Here is an 18274-nt window from a genome sequence, read left to right as displayed (position 1 = left end):
GGGATTAGGATGAGCACTATGACTCAAGAACACACCGCAGTCCATGATGACCACCATCATGGGGCACCGAAGGGCATTATGCGCTGGTTGCTAACCACCAACCATAAGGATATTGGCACCCTTTATTTATGGTTTAGTTTCATTATGTTTTTAACGGGTGGCGCCATGGCAATGGTGATCCGAGCTGAATTATTTCAACCCGGATTACAGCTAGTTGAGCCAAATTTTTTCAATCAAATGACCACTGTTCATGGGCTGATCATGGTCTTTGGAGCCGTTATGCCCGCGTTCACAGGATTGGCCAATTGGTTAATTCCTATGATGATTGGCGCGCCAGATATGGCGTTACCTAGGATGAATAACTGGAGTTTTTGGATCCTTCCTTTCGCCTTCGCTATTTTACTCGGTTCATTATTTATGGAAGGAGGAGGCCCAAACTTTGGTTGGACTTTCTATGCACCGCTCTCAACAACTTATAGCCCTGACAGCACTGCTCTCTTCGTGTTTTCTATCCATATCATGGGAATAAGTTCGATCATGGGCGCAATTAATGTGATTGTGACCATAGTGAACTTACGTGCGCCAGGCATGACATGGATGAAACTGCCGCTATTTGTATGGACTTGGCTAATTACGGCATTTTTGCTAATAGCAGTCATGCCTGTACTCGCAGGTGTAGTGACTATGGTGCTCACCGATAAATTTTTTGGAACCAGTTTCTTCGAGGCGGCAGGCGGCGGCGATCCTGTGATGTTTCAACATATCTTTTGGTTCTTCGGCCATCCAGAAGTTTACATCATGATTTTGCCTTCTTTTGGCATCATCTCGGCCATAGTTCCGGCTTTCAGTCGTAAAAAACTCTTTGGTTATGCCTCTATGGTGTATGCAACAGCCAGTATTGCCATTTTGTCTTTCCTTGTGTGGGCACACCATATGTTTACAACGGGTATGCCCGTGTTTGCAGAACTGTTTTTTATGTACTGCACTATGCTGATTGCCGTGCCGACAGGAGTGAAGGTCTTTAACTGGGTAGCAACCATGTGGCGAGGCTCGCTGACCTTTGAAACACCGATGTTATTTGCCGTGGCTTTTATTATCCTTTTCACTATTGGTGGTTTTTCGGGACTAATGCTTGCAATTACCCCCGCTGACTTCCAGTACCACGACACTTATTTTGTAGTCGCACACTTCCATTATGTACTTGTAACAGGTGCGATTTTTTCCATTATGGCGGCGGCCTACTACTGGCTCCCAAAATGGACTGGTCATATGTATAACGAACGTTTAGCACAGTGGCATTTTTGGTGCTCAGTGATTTCCGTCAACGTACTCTTTTTCCCTATGCATTTCCTCGGGCTTGCAGGAATGCCGCGACGGATCCCTGACTACTCCATCCAATTTGCCGATATAAACCAAATCGTATCGATTGGCGGTTTTGCCTTTGGTCTATCGCAATTGATTTTCTTAGTACTGGTAATCAAGTGTATCCGTGGCGGTGAGAAAGCGCCCGCTAAACCTTGGGAAGGCTCCGAAGGGCTAGAATGGACATTACCAAGCCCTGCGCCTTACCACTCATTTACGACACCTCCTGAGGTGAAATAAAATGACCAGCACAACTAGGTCAAATCGTAAACTTATCAGCTTGTTAGTTCTAGGCTGTGTGGGTATGTTTGGCTTTGGGTTCGCACTCGTCCCCCTGTATGATGTTCTGTGTGAGAAGCTAGGCATCAATGGTAAACCCGCAAGTACAGCCAGTAATTATCAAGCGATAACTGTCGATACAAGCCGCACTGTGACTGTGGAGTTTATTTCCCAGGTGCAAACGGGTATGCCATGGAAGTTTGAACCGCAAATTAAGCGGCTTGTGGTTCATCCTGGCGAGCTTGTCCATACAGCATTTTTGGCTCGTAATGAGTCAAACCATGCCACAGTTGGGCAAGCAATACCCTCAGTTTCCCCAGGCCAAGGGGCGGCCTATTTCAATAAAACGGAATGTTTTTGCTTTAATAAGCAACCCTTGGCCGCGGCGACCAGTGCTGAGTTACCGCTTATTTTCTTTGTGGATCCTCAATTACCCGAGTCAATCCATACTTTAACCCTCTCTTACACCCTCTACGACATTACCGACAAGCAGTTAGCGTCTGCCATAGAGCAAGGAGCTGCCAAATGACCACGAAACATCAAACCTACTATGTTCCATCCCAAAGCATCTGGCCCATTGTCGGTGCCATTGGATTATTTTTTATTGCCGTTGGCGCAGGACTTTTCGTCCAACAGATGAAATCTGGCGCTTCTGGTGGCGGTTATTTACTGCTTTTAGGCATAGCGGTCATTGTATTTATGTTGGTTGGCTGGTTTAGTGCGGTTATCAAAGAGTCGACAACTGGACTCTATTCCGCTCAGATGGATCGCTCTTTTCGCCAAGGTATGAGTTGGTTTATTTTCTCAGAAGTAATGTTCTTTGCGGCTTTTTTTGGTGCGCTGTTTTATGCCCGCGCAATTGCCGTACCTTGGCTTGGCGGTGCATCTAACAATGCCATGACCCACGAAATACTTTGGCCAAGTTTTGAAGCGGTTTGGCCCCTTATCTCTACGCCGGATGGTACCAAGACAGAGGCTATGCCGTGGACGGGTCTCCCCCTGATCAATACCCTTATTTTACTGACCTCATCAGTGACCTTACATTTTGCCCACATTAGTTTAGAAAAAGCCAAACGCTCAGCCGTCGTGCTATGGCTAGGAATTACGATTTTATTGGGTATAGGTTTCGTTGGGTTGCAAGTAGAAGAATACCGTCACGCCTATCAAGAGATGGGTTTAACCCTCACCTCGGGGATTTATGGCAACACTTTCTTTCTGTTAACTGGATTTCATGGCATGCATGTCACGCTAGGAACGGTATTCCTCGTGGTTTTATTTATCAGAGTATTAAAAGGACATTTTACGGCAGATAAGCATTTTGCATTTCAAGCAGGGAGTTGGTACTGGCACTTCGTTGATGTGGTCTGGCTGTGTTTATTTATCTTCGTTTATGTACTGTAACTGGCACTCAGTAGGGTCTAGGGTTCGGGCTAATAAGTCCAGACCCTAACGCCACCAGCAGTAAGAGGATGACCAATACAGAGAAAATCACACGACGACCGAGATAACGACTCATAGGGGCTGAGTTGTCATCTTTCACCATCATAAATAAGGCTCTACCTAAATTAAAAATGATAAACAGCAACAGCAGAACCAAAACTAACTTAAAGATAAACAGGGCATTCATGAGATATCCTTACTGTCTGCTGAATAAATTAACCGTTTTTTTGCTGGTCTTGACTGTGACTGTATTCGTGATTCTGGTCAAGCTAGGGCTGTGGCAACTCCATCGCGGAGAAGAAAAAGCCTTGTTATTAGCTCAAATGGAATCCAGACAAGCCTTAGCGCCGCTGACCTTTAAACAACTTTTACAAAAAATCCATCTAGAAGATGTCACAGGTTATCGCCTCAGTATCACTGCCTCACCTGCCAATGCGCAAATCTGGCTACTCGACAATCAAGTCTATCAGGGGCAAGTGGGATATCTAGCATTTCAAGCTCTGGAAGTTGAGCCGGAAAAACCTTGGCTACTGGTTGAATTAGGCTTTATCGCCGCAACCTCAAGCCGTGATGAACTCCCCCAAATCGAACCTCTTAGCGGAAAACTGAGTCTTGTCGGCAAGCTATATCAAAAACAAACCAATCCTTTAAGCCATGCCTTAATGGCAGAAGCCGGAACACACATTCGTATCCAAAATCTTAATATTCCTGAAATAACTCAGCTAGTAGGCCATCCTTTAGTAACGGCAGTACTGCAACCTGATCAACTCCCCAACCTTGAGTTAGCTCACCCTTGGCAACCATTTCCACTCTCGGCGCAAAAACATTGGGGTTATGCATTGCAGTGGTTTTCAATGGCTGCGGTATTTGCGGGCCTGATGCTGTGGCAAGGGGTTAAGTATGTAAAACATCATCACAGTGCCAACTCTATGGGTAAATAGTAAAAATCACAGCCGACTTAGATTCAGATAAATAGCAAAACAATATATTAGGGATAATTTACATGAGAGGAGCAAGCATGAACTCCCAGTCCAAATCGACACACAAAGCGTTGGGATTATTGCTCGTGGCGTTTATCGCACCGGTAGTGATTGCCAAACTAGTATTGAGCCTTAATTTATACCACGGCGGTGCAACCAACTTTGGTGAACTGATCAATCCCGCAACCAGCTATACCAGTCTTGGGGTTACCAATCCTAAACCCAAAGAATGGCAACTACTCTATTTATTACCCTCCCAATGCGATGATAATTGCCGTGAACGCTTGTATATTTTACGCCAAAGTCATACCGCACTCGGGCCAGATCAAGCAAGGGTAGAGCCACTTATCCTTGTCAGTCCTGAGAGCGATATTAATGCCTTAAAGGCATTTCACTTTAACACTAGCCCAATCAATAACCGCTTAAACGAGTGGTTAAATGCACAACAGTTGATCATAGTCGATCCCCTCGGCAACTTAGTATTACGCTACCCTCAAGCACACAGCAAAGAAGCACATCTCGCCCAAGGTAAAGCACTGATTGCGGATCTGCGTAAGTTATTAAAACTGTCGAGGGTAGACTAATGCAACTGACTTGGATCTTGCGCTTAACCTTAGTCTTTACCTTAATGGTCATTTTAATGGGGGCTTACACGCGACTATCGGATGCTGGCTTAGGCTGCCCTGACTGGCCGGGTTGCTACGGCCACATTAAAGTGCCCACCCAAGACCATGAAATCGCCCGTGCTCAAACCATGTTTCCTGATCATGATATTCAAACTGAAAAAGCATGGTTGGAAATGATCCATAGATATATTGCAGCGGGTCTTGGGCTGCTCATACTGTTCATTTTTATCAAATGTCTAAAAACACCAACAGCACCGAAGAAATTGCCCACATTTATATTATTACTGCTTATTTTTCAAGCCGCTCTAGGCATGTGGACAGTGACAATGAAGCTTATGCCAATAGTAGTAATGTCACACCTGATTGGTGGCTTTAGCCTGATTTCACTCCTGCTCATCCTTTATTTACGTATCAGGCAAAAACAGGTCGATATTAGTGGTTTGCAGACACAAAACCTTGCCATTTTAGCACTTGTGAGTTTAATCATCCTTATCGGTCAAATCATGCTAGGCGCTTGGACCTCCTCAAACTACGCGGCACTCGCCTGTACCACCCTGCCCATTTGCGAAGGTAATTGGATGGATAATCTCGCCATTGCCGATGCATTCTCCCCCTTCCAAGGCCAGCACCCAAGTTTTGAGTTTGGGGTATTAGATTACCCAGCACGAATGACCATCCACATAGCACACAGATTCGGCGCCATTATAACAACAGGGGTTCTGTTACTACTGGCATATAAATTATTTGTTAGCACTAGAGCATTAAAAAAGCTAAGTCTCTTATTGGTTGCCCTAGTGATATTGCAAGTCGCACTAGGCATTTCTAATATCGTCATGCACTTACCACTCGGCATTGCGGTTTCTCACAATGGCGGCGCAGCACTACTGCTACTGACCTTAGTGACAATTAACTACTTTTTATGGCGTAAAGCATAAGCGAGGGATCCAAGATGGCAAAACCACTCACAATCACCAGCAGCCATTCCCATTTTAGCTTGGCATGGCGCGCCTATTTTGAAATGACCAAACCCAAAGTCGTCGCCTTAATGTTGCTCACGGTATTAGTCGGCATGTGTTTAGCGGTACCCACTGCCGTCCCCGTACAGCCATTAATCGCAGGTATGTTCGGTATTGCCTTAATGGCAGGCTCGGCTGCCGCTTTAAATCATCTGATCGATCGACGCATCGATGGCATGATGGCTCGCACCTATAATCGCCCATTGCCCAAGGGACGAGTTTCGGCCAAGCGAGCCTTAATTTTTGCTGCCAGCATTGGAGGTTTAGGTTTTGTGGTTTTATATGTTTTGGTTAATCCGCTCACTGCATGGCTCACCTTCGCGAGTCTCATCGGCTATGCGCTGGTTTACACCGCTTATTTAAAGCGGGCAACCTCGCAAAATATTGTTATTGGCGGTCTTGCGGGGGCGATGCCGCCATTGCTGGGATGGACGGCTGTTACCAACCAATTCCATGGGCATGCATTGCTGTTAGTGATCATTATTTTTACTTGGACTCCGCCTCATTTTTGGGCATTAGCCATTCACAGACGAGCCGAATATGCCAAAGTAGATATCCCAATGCTTCCCGTTACCCACGGGGTCGAATTTACTAAAACCTGTATCTTGCTCTATACCGTCTTACTAGCAATCGCTTGTCTCTTGCCAGTGTTGGTTGGTATGTGTGGGCCAATGTATTTTGTGTGTTCTAGCTTGCTGAGCAGTGTATTTATTTATAAGGCTTGGCAACTGAAATATCGGGATCACGATGGCTTGGCGATGCAAGTATTTCGCTTCTCTATTTACCATTTAATGTTGCTATTTATGGCATTACTAATCGACCATTACCTGTGGAGCTAATGCTATGCAGAAAAACATGCTAATCATCGCCATTTTATTGATTGGCCTTGGTGGTTTATTCGCGGTTAAATTTAATCCCCCCAAGCCTATAGAACTTGATAACGGATTTATATTTCCACAAGCCTTTGAGATAGCGCCTTTTGAACTAATCGATCAGCACGATAAGGCATTTACTAATGCGGATCTGCAAGGAAAATGGAATCTATTTTTTATCGGATTTACCTTTTGTCCCGATATTTGTCCGACAACCTTAAATAAACTGGCCGCGGCATACCCTGAACTTAATAAGATTGCGCCAATTCAAGTGGTATTTTTATCCGTCGACCCTAACCGAGATACACCGGAAAAATTACTGACCTATGTCAACTTTTTTAATACAGAATTTAAAGCCGTGACGGGTGAACATACGCAGATATTTCCACTCACCCGTAGTCTAGGCCTAGCCTATGCCATGGTGGGTGAAGGTGATAATTATCAAGTTGACCACAGCGCTGGCTATGTACTGGTATCGCCTCAAGGAACACGAGTCGCCGTATTCAAACCTACGGCGACATTAGGGCAACCGCCGCAAATATTGAATAACGAACTCATTAGCGATTTTGGCAAAATAGTCTCGCAATACAAGTCAAATCTATGATTATTCTTTAATCCAAGAGCCGTCATCCCTAGGTCTTACCCAAGGCTGAGAGAACCAATAATAACCATTACGAGTTTTACTGGGTGCAGTGCAGTTATAACGGGAGCGTCCCGCAGGCAATGCCGAATCAGCCTGTACGCTAAATTCAGTTTCGCTAAGCCAAGTCGGCGATTTTGCTCCTTGACCTTGGATATAACACATAACTTGTTTGGCAGAAATATCACTCATATCAAGCGTGAGCCTCAACTCTGGTCGCCATTGCCCATTTTTTAACTCTGGGTCACTCACGTTTTGGGAAAGCACTGGCATATTAAGGCTATAAAGTTTGGCCTTTAGACTCTTTAAATCCGCATATTGTCCTGCCACGGGAAAACGCGGTAAAGCGGTCAGAGGTGAATAAGGTCCCGAGGCGCCAGATTGCTGACCAAAAGCGACAAAGCCATTTTGCGTTAACATATCTTGCAGTGCTTGATTATATTCGCCATAGGGATAGGCGAGCATTTTAAAATTGTGACCCGTCGCATCCGCAAGCGCCTTCTCAGTCTCGAGAATATTCGTTGTTACCCGCGCTAACCACTGTGCCTGTGATTCATTGTCTAATCTGCGGATCAAGTGCTCATGCGCCCAACTATGGTTGGCAATATCAGCCCCTTCCTTTGATAATCTGACGAGTTCATCCCAGGTCATCATCTCGGTAAACTTTTGTTTAATTGGCTCTATTGCCACAAACAAGGTGTAGGGGAATCCAAATTCCTTTAGGATAGGATGCGCCGTAGTGGCAATGCTGCGATAGCCATCATCAAAGGTAATCGCCACGGTTTTAGCGGGTAAATCTTGTTTTTGCTTTATCGCCTCAACCACTTGAGTAAGTGGGATTACCTTAAAACCGTCATCAGCCAAAAACTGCATTTGCTCACGAAATTGCGCGGGTGTCACGCTGGTTGCCGCAGGCGTAGTTTCCGACACATGATGATACTGTAAAATGACCACGGCATTGGCCGAAAAAGTCATCAACCCGAAGAGTGCCAATAACGCACGTTTAACCATAATGTGAATACCTCCAATATCAATGACTACTGCAAAATCAACCGCACTCGCACTACTGTTAAATGGCAACAAAAATCGCCAACTGTTCGCGCTTGCCCTACCGATGATCCTCTCAAATATCACCATTCCACTCTTAGGATTAGTGGATACGGCTGTGATAGGTCATCTAAGTGACGCCTATTATTTAGGTGGGGTAGCACTTGGGTCAACGATTATCACCTTAATCATTTGGTTATTAGGTTTTTTACGAATGGCGACCACAGGGTTAGTCGCGCAGGCTTATGGTGCAAATGATATTCACGCTCAACATAAACTCTTAGTTCAAGGTGCTATTTTAGCCATATTGCTGGGAATGGGTGTTATTGCTTTGCAAGCTCCAATACTGAATTTGGCGCTGGGCTTGTCCGAAGCAAGCCGTGAGGTCGAGCATTATTGTCGCGAGTATTTTCAGGTACGGATTTGGTCCACACCCTTCGCCCTGCTCAATTTAGTGATGTTAGGTTGGCTCCTAGGGCGACAACAACCTAAAGCCGCCATGTGGCAACTTATACTCGCAAACTTAGCCAATATTATTCTCGACTTAGTGTTTGTGCTTGGCTTAGGCTGGGGCGTAAAAGGTGCCGCCCTCGCATCGATATTTGCCGATATCACCGCCTTCTCAGTTGCATTCACTATGGTGCGACAACAACTCAAGCGTGCTCCCGATTTTCACCTATCTCAGCTATTCCCCCATGTCACCCTGATGGGTTATGGCAAGTTACTGAGGCTCAATACCGATATTTTTATCCGCAGCCTTTGCCTGCAGACAGCTTTTGCGTTTATGACATTCCATGGTGCTGGCCTAGGTGATAATACCGTTGCAGCCAATGCAGTGTTATTGAATTTACTGCTATTAATCTCCTATGCCCTCGATGGCATAGCCTATTATGCCGAAGCAGAAGTGGGCAAAGCCTATGGTCAAAAGCGCGCGCAGCAATTACATGAAGCCGTGGTGCTGGCCTGGTGTTGGTCTGCCATCACTGCACTTGGGTTTACACTGATATTTAGCCTTTGGGGAAGCCATATAATTGAACTATTGACCAGTATTGATGAGGTCAGAACCACAGCACAGACTTATCTGATTTGGCTGGTATTGCTACCGCTTTGGTCTTTTAGCTCTTACCTATTCGATGGGGTTTATATCGGTGCGGCGCAGGGAAAAGTGATGCGTAATAGCATGATACTGGCCACCTTTGGGGCGTTTTTCCCAACATGGTATTTATTGCAGGCGTTATTATTACCCGAGCAAGCCAATCATGCCCTCTGGGCCGCCATGACCGTTTTTATGCTCACTCGCAGCCTCACTCTCGGGGCGCATTATCGCTTCAGTAAGACGTTCCAACTGCACTCTTAGTGCATGTAATAATCTGAATTATTGAGTGATTTAGCACAGACTTAACCTGTCAAGATTCACATCAAGATGCAATTAGACCCGACAGGTTGATTTAACTCACTTCTGCCCCAAAGCAAGATAATTGTATCGTCAGTTGTGCTGTATTTATTGTCATTGTTTCCCCAGTGACTCGCCGTGAATATATCCTATAGGCTCGACGGCGACATCCATGTCGCCAACGGTCACTGTTGCAACAATGCCAATCTTAACTAACCCTATCGCTGTTCGTTTAGCTAAAAAGCTATTGCCCCTAAGTGTGCCACGGCTCGAAGATCAGCCCTTTGTTATCTGATAATTTGAGATACATAAAGTAATGGGTACCCAAAAGTAAGACCTGACCATGAGGGATTGCAAACATCGTTACAGTGAATCAGACTTGCCTAGTCTGGTTCACGCACTGAATACGATCATTTTTCACAGTTTCTGGATAACTAATTTTTGCTATCACTTGTTGAGTGAATCGAAAACTGACGAACGAGTTGTCCGACAAAATCTCATCTGTGTGCCTAATGTTTGGCTCTATCGTAAAGCGGCTAACAATGCATGGATATACAGTCGTATTTAAATGTCGATGCTTTTGAGTGTTTTTAACTCTTTAGCTTGCGCGTTTTTACTGGCCTAATGAGGGAGAAACGCATACTAATCGATAAAACTTTATGAAAATCAGAAGGTTGCATGGAATTAAAAGAAGCATTCTTAACAATATTAGCTGCGGCTGGTAGTTCTGCTGCGATAGGCTTTCTTGCTATGTTGTTTGCTAACTCATTAGCGTCAGCTGCAATAAAAAGGTATGAACTAGTAAATGCCCAAGCGTTGGAAGATCAGCGGTTAAGTCATCAAAAAGAGCTAGAAGATGTTAAATCACAGTTAGCTAAAATCCAAAAAGAGCACGAAGTTGTGTTCAGTAACCTTTATGTGAAGCGAGAGACAGTAGTAATTAACCTCTACAAACTTATGAGTGAACTTGCGCTTTTAGCGGATCACAAGCTCCGAGATTCCAGTATCGAAATTGACGACAAATGTAAGGCATTAATTGATTACTTTGAATTAAATCGTTTGTACTTCCCTTGCGATGTGGCGCTTGATATTAACAATGTAATAAACACGGTATTCTTCCTAAGTAACGATCCAGGTAAAACTGAATACGAGCAGTTAGTTTTCAAGTTAAAAATACAGGTATATGACGAAATGGAGTCTACGTTCAGGGAGTTTCTCAAAATTGAAGATTATCGATAGTCTGTTTCATAACAAACGCTTCAAGAGGTACGGCCAACGCACGGCATTTTTACTATGCTTTGGTTTGTGTGATTACGGTGTTATGCGGTAAGTAGCGTTGGCTGCTCCTTAAGCGGGCGTTATGCATTTTTCTTGAGAGTGGAGAGCTCGTTTGAGAGTTAGAAAACAAAACCGTCACGACTTTAAGCGTATGAATGATGGTTACCCTTTATACGCGAGGTTACTTGCCAAAGATATTTATAAGATCCCTGAACTACCTGACTTTAGCGCTGATGATGGGCTATTTATAATGTCTGATTTTGGTGGTGAGCATAAAGGTTCCGATTTCTCTACTTACGCATTCCTTATTCTTTCTGCTGATAAACGCTTTGTATTTGAAAGATATATAAAAGAACTTCGGGGGAAACACTCTTTGAATGAGCCATTCAAAGAGCTCAACTATAAAGACTTGAGATATGGTCCAATCAAAAGGGCATTATCTGAATATCTCGACTTAGTGGATAAGTACATACATGGAGCGCTGGTAACGGTTTCAATTGATCGGAGTATTGAAACTGTTTTTGGATTAGATGCAAAAGCATCTCATAAGCAACTAGTGGAACAACTGTCTAATCATGGCTTTTCTGGTTGGAAAGGAAAGGATGCAGAGAAGCTTTTAAGGGTATTGCATCCACTATGTATGTTTTTAAGCTTGCTTGGTCATCAAGGACAAAAAACCTTGTGGCTTTGCGACAATGACGCCATTAATGAAGATGGTAATGAACGCTCTTTTGAAGATACTCAAAAGATATACGGCAATATCTTAAAAATGTACTGCGATTATGAATTTGAGATTCTTGGTTTTGCTAAACCTTTTAAGGATGATCCCTTAACAAGTGACTTGTTAAGTGTTACAGACTTCGCCGCAGGCACGATACAAGATATTTTGCAGTCACATGTAAAAAAGAAAGATTACAAGGGTAACGATTCCAAGATTAAGTTGGTCAAGTGGATGGCTAAAGAGAGTAGGTTCCTAACAAAAATAAACCTTGTTATAACTAAGCAAGATGACGGTAACTGGGGATGTGGGATAGTGCAGTTGGGTGAAAAAATATAACAAACGGCTCAAGAGGGATTGCCAACGTGTGGCGACTTTACTGTAAACCTGAAGTTCAGTGTTTACAGTGTGTTTTTGAGTTCGGCGGTGTGTTGTCAACCCCTTAGGCGGGCGTCAAAATGAGCCAGTGAATCACTCTACACCAGACTGATTCACGCCAACCGCTAAAACCCGTCCCGATCCCCCGTTTGCGGCTATTCTGGGGCGGTTTTTTCCCTTAAGATGAATCAAATCTCTAGAGAACTGATTCATGTCCCTGTTATACCTATTCCGACTGGTTATATCGAGCGTTGATTAGTTTGTAGCTAAACGAAGCATTACTAATAGAATAGCTAATCCGAATCTGGCTAATAACAGTGAATTATCTAACAAGGTTTTGTCCCAAAACAAGTCGCATATCTACTGTAAAACAAACAGGCTACACCGATGTTAAACTGGTGAGCCATGGTGATTGGCGAGACGACCGTCCCATGGACGGGGCGGTCGAGCATCCACGGATGGACTCGCTGCGTGTCGGTGAGCGAATGCCATGGCTCATCATAAGCCAGCACTTAAAGAATTAAATGACAAAGTTTGATCCTCAGCAGTGCTATCCAGAAATTCTTAAAGTGCTTTTGTCCAAAAGTGAGCTATATGGTTTCAAGTGGTGGTTGTACGATTAAGTCACACTATATAAATAATCAAAACTGTCAGTTCGTGCATGAGTTAGTACAAATTAAGAGATATAAAAAACGCGACTCCGGGTCGCGTTTTTTATTTGCTCAACTCAAAAGATTAAGCGTAAGAATGCTCACCGTGTTGGTGATCAGTTACGTCACGCACACCGGTTAATTCACCGGGGAACATGTCTAACAGTTGTTTTTCGATACCATCCTTTAAGGTGATATCCACTTGAGAACAACCGTTACAACCGCCGCCAAACTGCAATACCGCAACACCTTCGCTGGTGATTTCAACCAACATGATGTTACCGCCATGGCTGGCCAACTGCGGGTTAATTTCAGATTGAATAACATATTCAATACGTTCAACTAAAGGCGCATCGCCTGATACTTTACGCATTTTGGCGTTAGGCGCTTTAAGTGTGAGTTGCGAACCTAATTGATCGGTCACAAAATCGATTGTTGCTTCTTCAAGGAAAGGTGCGCTCTTTTCATCAACCATAGCGTTAAAGCCATTGAACTCAAGTTCAATATCATCACTTTCAACCGCATCAGGTGGACAATAGGACACACCACACTCTGCTTGCGCGGTACCAGGACTTATCACAAATACACGAATATGAGTGCCTTCAGGTTGATCTGCTAACAACTTAACAAAATGGGCTTGGGCCGCATCGGAAATCGTAATCATGGAAACCAGCTCCGTCAGGGGATACCTGAGTGTTTTAGTAAGAATTAGCCGTATGATACTCCGACTCACTCCCGCTTTGTAGTCCCTTGAATACCAAGTTTGTGGATTTTTGCAAAAGTGATCACGATTTATATGCCCTAATAACACACTAAAATGCAGATTAATTAATGAATCAGTTGCGCCTATATTAGCAAAAAGCGACCCAAGTGGGTCGCTTAAGCTAGAGGATCAAACTATTACTATTTAGCCGCTTCTTGTCCTGCGATACGGCCAAAAACAATAATGTCTGTATAAGCATTGCCACCGAGTCGATTGGTTCCATGGGTTAACCCCGTCACCTCACCCGCAGCAAACAAGCCCGGAATCACCTTTCCTTGTTCATCAAGTACACGAGTACGTGTATCAACCACAAGGCCACCCATAGTATGGTGCACAGAAGGTGTCGCTTTTAAAATCCAATAAGGTCCTTTACTTAAATCGACTAATCCTGAGCGATGATTAAAGGCTTCATCCTTTCCTGTTGCGGCATAACGATTAACGTCTTTAATGGTTGATAACAACGTGTCTTCAGGAATATTAAAGACTTTAGCGGCTTCTTCTAGGGTATCGACCTTATACATTAGCCCATCTTTTGTGAATTCCTTAAGTTCGCCTTGGTGCATTTCAACTGTATGAGCAACGTTTTCAATGTCTTGATTCCAGAGCACATAAGTATAACGGCCTGGTTGGTCTAAAATAGCATGTGAAATAACATCACGACGTTCCAATTCCTCAACAAAACGCTCACCCTTCTGGTTAATTAACACGGCACCAAAAAAGCGAGAGTCCGCAATCAAGGCTATCGCACCAGAGGTTGGGCTACAAATCGGATATGACTGGATATATCCCATATTTTTTGCTGCTGCGTGAATTTTCTCTGCCATCACAATACCATCACCGGTTCCTCCAGGATGACCAGTACTACCATAACGCTCGTCGAGTTCTGGATTGTATTTCTTGCGCATCTCCATATTCGAGGAGAAGCCGCCCGTTGCAACCACAACACCGCGCTTAGCATGGTAGGTGATGGTTTTGCCATTATGTGTCGCTTCTACACCAACAATTCGACCCGTTTGATCTTGGATTAACTTTTCAGCCTTAGTATTGGTATGGATCGGTAAACCGACTTCATCAGCTTTAATCGAAAACTTACTAATGACTTCAGCCCCAGTATGACCTTTAGGGATTAATGCCCGTTTAACACTATGCCCACCAAACTGAAATAACTGATCTGGATAAAATTCTACTTTAACGTAATCTCTTAACCACTCCGCGGCATCAACTGCATTATCAACCATGGTTTTAACCATCTCAGGATCGCCTTTAAAATCACCGCCTTTAAGCGTATCGCTGATAAATAGTTCTTTGCTATCGGTGATCCCCATAGTCTTTTGTACCCAACTACCGGCCACATTCATCTCTGCACCAGAAATCAATGAGTTACCACCGATAATAGGCATTTTTTCAATAATAACGGCGGAGCGGCCTGCGGCTATCGCTTCTAAACCCGCGCTAAAACCTGCCCCACCGGAACCAATAATCACCACATCGTAGGTATATTCTGCAGGCGTTAATGCTTCACTTTTCTTAGCAGAAGCCGTTGCAACAAGAGTGACTCCTGCGGCTTCAATACTTTTACCCACAGCTTCTTTAAGCGCTTTAGACGTTACTGTCGCGCCTGTAATACCATCGACTTCAACAGAATTATTATCAATAATTGCCTGTTTAACATCTTTAAATACTGCTCCTGCAAGCACTTTATTTTCTTTTTGTTTAATAATATCAATAGCTACAATATGCCCATCTTTGAATGTGGTTTCGACCTGCACTTCGCCATGTTTGCCTTGAGCAGTTCCTTGGCTTTTTACTATTTGATGGGTAGCTTGACAACCAGCAATAATCGCTGTTGCCGTGACAGCAATACCAATAATGGATTTTTTATAATGCATTACAATTCCCTTATTATTCTTGATAAAAAATAGAACAACATCCAATTAAATGAGATTCTATATATTAAAAATTCAAACAATCTGATAACCCATTAAAACTGATAACCAATAGATATACCGTATTCAAACCCATCATTATATTGAGACCCCCAACTATCATAATGAGTGAGATATAACTTTGAAAATATTGAATCTGTGATGTTTGTTTGTAATGTTGTGATTATCTGATGGCCATAGCTGTTATATGAAAATAATGCTTGATGCGCTTTATCCCTATCAATTTGCGCTTCATAATTCAAACTTAAACTATGTTTTAACCCTAACAATTCAAGGGGGTACTTTGCATTTAAAACAACAGCATAGCCTGATAAATCGTTAAACTTCTCTGATGTGGGTGAAAAATTACCAATGGTATAATTGAAACCAACACCATAGTTTAATGATAGATTTTGAACTTTTGCGTTATGAGTCAAACCTAGGTAAAGGTTATCTTCAACTAGCGTTTCACTCGCAGAGATAAAGTTCTGAGTCCAGAAGTTAAACTGCGATTCCCCCAGCTTATTTTCCAGTATCAATAATGACTTAATCGTCGTCTTACCATCAACATGCTTCTGATTTTCCGCGATTTCTGCTGGGTTTTCTAACTTAAGATTAGCAAAGTAAGTCCCCCAGTCAGCAATTCCCAAATGATTTAACTTTACAAAGGGTTGATTAAAAACACCTGGGTTATCATCTTTTGTGTCACTGGTATAAAACTTATAACCTAAATCCACGCTTGTTTTATTTATATCAGCATACACGGAACCACTAAACAGGATTGCACTGACTAAAATAGATACCACATTTTTATTACACATAGAGCCCCTCTCAACCATGTTTATGAGGGAATATATTTAAATACCCCCACATCTCGTAAACTTTATTTAATAAAGTTACTACGAACCGCATGATTACTATGTGATCTAAGCCCAAAGGCGCTTTTGCATTTTAAAAGTGTGTGGTTTAATGCAGTAAATTTACAGTCACTATTATTGATTTATTTAGAGATTACCAACCTAGCAGTAAATAAATTATTTTCTGATGAGCAAGTAAAAATCCAGCCCAGTTGATTAGCAAGACGCTTCACCAGTAATAGCCCTAAACCAAACCCATGACGGCCATTACTATTGTAGGAATTGGTTATTTCTATACAACGAGCAATTTGAGTAATGCTAATATCTGCTCCACCATGCTCAATACTATTCCTTAATAAATTGCTTAATATGATTTTTAACGGATGAAGTTGAACGGAAAAATAAGTATCGTCAGAAAATAATTGAATTTTTTGCTCATGACCATGTACCCGTTGCTGCTCCTCGATAATACTGGCAAGTAAAGGCGATAACGCGACGTTTTCCTTTTCTAAACTGGAACACTCTTTATTGGTCAACCATAGCAAGGTTTCAATGAGTGACTTCATTTGATTGGTCGCTTGGGAAGCATACAGAGTTGCACCAGTAAGCTCACCTTGTTGTAATGCGAGGATTTCGAATGAGGATTGGCATATGGCAACTGGTGTACGTAACTCATGGCTAGCAAAGCGTAAAAAATTGAGTTCGCGTTGCTGAGCCTCTTGAAGCTGTAAAATCGAGTTATCTAGAGCATCAACAATGGCTTTTAGTTCTGCATATTCTTGTTGCGGCAAACTCAGTTTGCCTCCTGCCTCCCAATCATGCTGCTTAATCGCTTGGCTAATTTGATGCACAGGCGTAATCACTTTACTTTGCATATAAAACGCTAAGCTTGCACTGGCACAAAAGGTTATCAATACCAGCAGCAAAATGGCGGTCATGTTTTTAGGGGCAAATTGCAAATCATGGGTAACACTAAACTGCAGCCAAACGTATAGCGGCTGGCCAGCTTGTGTGTAGTACACACTTAACGCGTTTACAATGGGACCTTCTGCATGCTCATAGAGAATTTTGCTCGCATCAGTTAAAACTTCATTGTTACTTAACTCACGAATTTGCAGCGGAATATCTCGCCAATGAGGATAGACGGTTAAGTTATCGGTTTTTAGAAGTGGTTGATGAAGTAATGATTGCTGAGTTGGCTCCGCCATCTTCAGTAACGCTTCGGCCGCTTGCCCTGCATTGTGCATTGTGACTTCATGCATAGAAATCATACCTGCACACATCATGCAAAGCGGGATAAAACTATTCACACCTAAGGTTATTAATAGAAAAATAACGCCCCACACTTGATAGCTACGCTTGAGGCTAAGTTTAGGCGCTTGCATTGATTTCATCCCTAAGACTTAAACCGACACCACGAATCGTATGTAATATTTGCCGCTCAAAGGGGCGATCGATCACTCGGCGCAAAAGATGAATATGACTGCGCAAACTGTCACTATCAGGTGCGCTGTCGGGCCAAAGCATTCGTTCAATCTCTTCTCTACTCACTGTTTCTGGGCTGCGCCTTGCTAACAACGCCAAGATCTGCCAACCGGTTTTAGACAAAACCAGCAGTTGCCCTTGCCGATACACCATGTGATTTGCAAAATCGATTTCGAGGTCGCCAATAATCAACCGTTGGGGCGCGGGACGACGCTGAGCGACCACTTTTAATCGTGCGACCAGTTCCTCCATCGCAAAGGGTTTTATTAAATAATCATCAGCGCCAACGGCAAAACCAGCCAAGCGCTCATTCAAACTGCTACGGGCGGTTAGCATGATGATAGGTGAAGTAAAACATTGCGCTTTCCAGCGTTCACACGCTTCAATGCCATCACCGTCCGGTAAATTAAGGTCAAGAATGATAGCATCGAACTGCTGCTGACTAATGAGCATATCCGCTTGTGCTAGGTTGAACGCGTAATCGCACTCTATGCCACTCAATTCAAGATATTGAATGATATTGTTAGAGAGAAGCCGATTGTCTTCAACCAGTAATACCAACATA

At 43.3% G+C, this 18274-nt stretch carries 19 protein-coding genes; 12 read left to right on the top strand and 7 right to left on the bottom strand.

The annotated features are described in order from the left end of the window. The first annotated feature begins 9 nt into the window (after positions 1-9). The 3 genes from ctaD to SPUTW3181_RS00680 are packed head-to-tail and all read left to right on the top strand — an operon-like array spanning position 10 to position 3042. Positions 10-1602, top strand: coding sequence for a cytochrome c oxidase subunit I (gene ctaD, locus SPUTW3181_RS00690; RefSeq protein WP_011787552.1), 1593 nt, complete (start codon positions 10-12; stop codon positions 1600-1602). A 1-nt stretch (position 1603) separates the two neighbouring features. Then, a complete protein-coding gene (locus tag SPUTW3181_RS00685) occupies positions 1604-2170 on the top strand; it encodes a cytochrome c oxidase assembly protein (RefSeq protein ID WP_011787551.1) in 567 nt (188 codons plus the stop codon). Then, a complete protein-coding gene (locus SPUTW3181_RS00680; protein WP_011787550.1) occupies positions 2167-3042 on the top strand; it encodes a cytochrome c oxidase subunit 3 in 876 nt (291 codons plus the stop codon). The genes SPUTW3181_RS00685 and SPUTW3181_RS00680 overlap by 4 nt, the downstream gene beginning before the upstream one ends. Positions 3043-3049: 7 nt before the next feature. On the opposite strand, the gene SPUTW3181_RS00675 is transcribed toward SPUTW3181_RS00680, so the two are convergent. Further along, positions 3050-3268, bottom strand: coding sequence for a DUF2909 family protein (locus tag SPUTW3181_RS00675; RefSeq protein ID WP_014609585.1), 219 nt, complete (start codon positions 3266-3268; stop codon positions 3050-3052). On the opposite strand from SPUTW3181_RS00675, the gene SPUTW3181_RS00670 reads away from it, so the two are divergent. The 5 genes from SPUTW3181_RS00670 (at position 3267) to SPUTW3181_RS00650 (ending at position 7179) form a co-directional block, all read left to right on the top strand. Beyond that, positions 3267-4022 carry an SURF1 family protein gene (locus SPUTW3181_RS00670; RefSeq protein WP_041407852.1) on the top strand — a complete coding sequence of 252 codons (756 nt, stop codon included), beginning with the start codon at positions 3267-3269 and terminating at the stop codon, positions 4020-4022. The genes SPUTW3181_RS00675 and SPUTW3181_RS00670 overlap by 2 nt on opposite strands. Before the next feature lie 77 nt (positions 4023-4099). Beyond that, positions 4100-4645, top strand: coding sequence for a hypothetical protein (locus SPUTW3181_RS00665; protein WP_011920213.1), 546 nt, complete (start codon positions 4100-4102; stop codon positions 4643-4645). Then, positions 4645-5622, top strand: coding sequence for a COX15/CtaA family protein (locus SPUTW3181_RS00660; RefSeq protein ID WP_011787547.1), 978 nt, complete (start codon positions 4645-4647; stop codon positions 5620-5622). Before SPUTW3181_RS00665 ends, SPUTW3181_RS00660 begins: the two co-directional genes overlap by 1 nt. Positions 5623-5636: 14 nt before the next feature. Beyond that, the gene (cyoE, locus tag SPUTW3181_RS00655) at positions 5637-6542 is read left to right on the top strand and encodes a heme o synthase (RefSeq protein ID WP_011787546.1); all 906 of its coding nucleotides are present in this window, start codon (positions 5637-5639) and stop codon (positions 6540-6542) included. Positions 6543-6546: 4 nt separating this feature from the next. Then, positions 6547-7179, top strand: a complete 633-nt coding sequence (locus tag SPUTW3181_RS00650) for an SCO family protein (protein ID WP_011787545.1) — start codon at positions 6547-6549, stop codon at positions 7177-7179. Here the strand turns inward: SPUTW3181_RS00650 and SPUTW3181_RS00645 are convergent, their stop codons facing one another. Next, entirely contained in the window at positions 7180-8226 is a 1047-nt protein-coding gene (locus SPUTW3181_RS00645; protein WP_011787544.1) for a polysaccharide deacetylase family protein, read from the bottom strand. Between the two features lie 22 nt (positions 8227-8248). On the opposite strand from SPUTW3181_RS00645, the gene SPUTW3181_RS00640 reads away from it, so the two are divergent. The 4 genes from SPUTW3181_RS00640 to SPUTW3181_RS00625 all read left to right on the top strand — a co-directional run bounded on the left by SPUTW3181_RS00640 (position 8249) and on the right by SPUTW3181_RS00625 (position 11990). Beyond that, the gene (locus SPUTW3181_RS00640; protein ID WP_041407848.1) at positions 8249-9619 is read left to right on the top strand and encodes an MATE family efflux transporter; all 1371 of its coding nucleotides are present in this window, start codon (positions 8249-8251) and stop codon (positions 9617-9619) included. Positions 9620-9827: 208 nt separating this feature from the next. Beyond that, positions 9828-9950 carry a hypothetical protein gene (locus SPUTW3181_RS22205; protein WP_264636731.1) on the top strand — a complete coding sequence of 41 codons (123 nt, stop codon included), beginning with the start codon at positions 9828-9830 and terminating at the stop codon, positions 9948-9950. A 383-nt stretch (positions 9951-10333) separates the two neighbouring features. Continuing rightward, the gene (locus SPUTW3181_RS00630) at positions 10334-10894 is read left to right on the top strand and encodes a hypothetical protein (RefSeq protein ID WP_011787542.1); all 561 of its coding nucleotides are present in this window, start codon (positions 10334-10336) and stop codon (positions 10892-10894) included. 151 nt (positions 10895-11045) lie between these two features. Beyond that, positions 11046-11990 carry a hypothetical protein gene (locus SPUTW3181_RS00625; protein ID WP_011787541.1) on the top strand — a complete coding sequence of 315 codons (945 nt, stop codon included), beginning with the start codon at positions 11046-11048 and terminating at the stop codon, positions 11988-11990. Positions 11991-12764: 774 nt separating this feature from the next. On the opposite strand, the gene nfuA is transcribed toward SPUTW3181_RS00625, so the two are convergent. The 5 genes from nfuA to SPUTW3181_RS00600 form a co-directional block, all read right to left on the bottom strand. Beyond that, positions 12765-13343 (bottom strand): Fe-S biogenesis protein NfuA, encoded by a 579-nt coding sequence (nfuA, locus tag SPUTW3181_RS00620; protein WP_011787539.1) that lies wholly within the window; start codon positions 13341-13343, stop codon positions 12765-12767. 239 nt (positions 13344-13582) lie between these two features. Further along, positions 13583-15331 (bottom strand): urocanate reductase, encoded by a 1749-nt coding sequence (gene urdA / locus SPUTW3181_RS00615; RefSeq protein WP_011787538.1) that lies wholly within the window; start codon positions 15329-15331, stop codon positions 13583-13585. A 92-nt stretch (positions 15332-15423) separates the two neighbouring features. Continuing rightward, positions 15424-16188, bottom strand: coding sequence for an outer membrane protein OmpK (locus tag SPUTW3181_RS00610; protein WP_011787537.1), 765 nt, complete (start codon positions 16186-16188; stop codon positions 15424-15426). A 179-nt stretch (positions 16189-16367) separates the two neighbouring features. After that, the gene (locus tag SPUTW3181_RS00605) at positions 16368-17609 is read right to left on the bottom strand and encodes a sensor histidine kinase (protein ID WP_011787536.1); all 1242 of its coding nucleotides are present in this window, start codon (positions 17607-17609) and stop codon (positions 16368-16370) included. Beyond that, the gene (locus SPUTW3181_RS00600; RefSeq protein ID WP_011787535.1) at positions 17596-18273 is read right to left on the bottom strand and encodes a response regulator transcription factor; all 678 of its coding nucleotides are present in this window, start codon (positions 18271-18273) and stop codon (positions 17596-17598) included. Before SPUTW3181_RS00600 ends, SPUTW3181_RS00605 begins: the two co-directional genes overlap by 14 nt. Position 18274 lies beyond the last annotated feature (1 nt).

It is taken from the genome of Shewanella sp. W3-18-1 (assembly GCF_000015185.1).
Lineage (GTDB): Bacteria > Pseudomonadota > Gammaproteobacteria > Enterobacterales > Shewanellaceae > Shewanella > Shewanella putrefaciens.
Note: the sequence above shows the minus strand (reverse complement) of the source record. Positions and strands in the feature narration are given on the sequence as shown.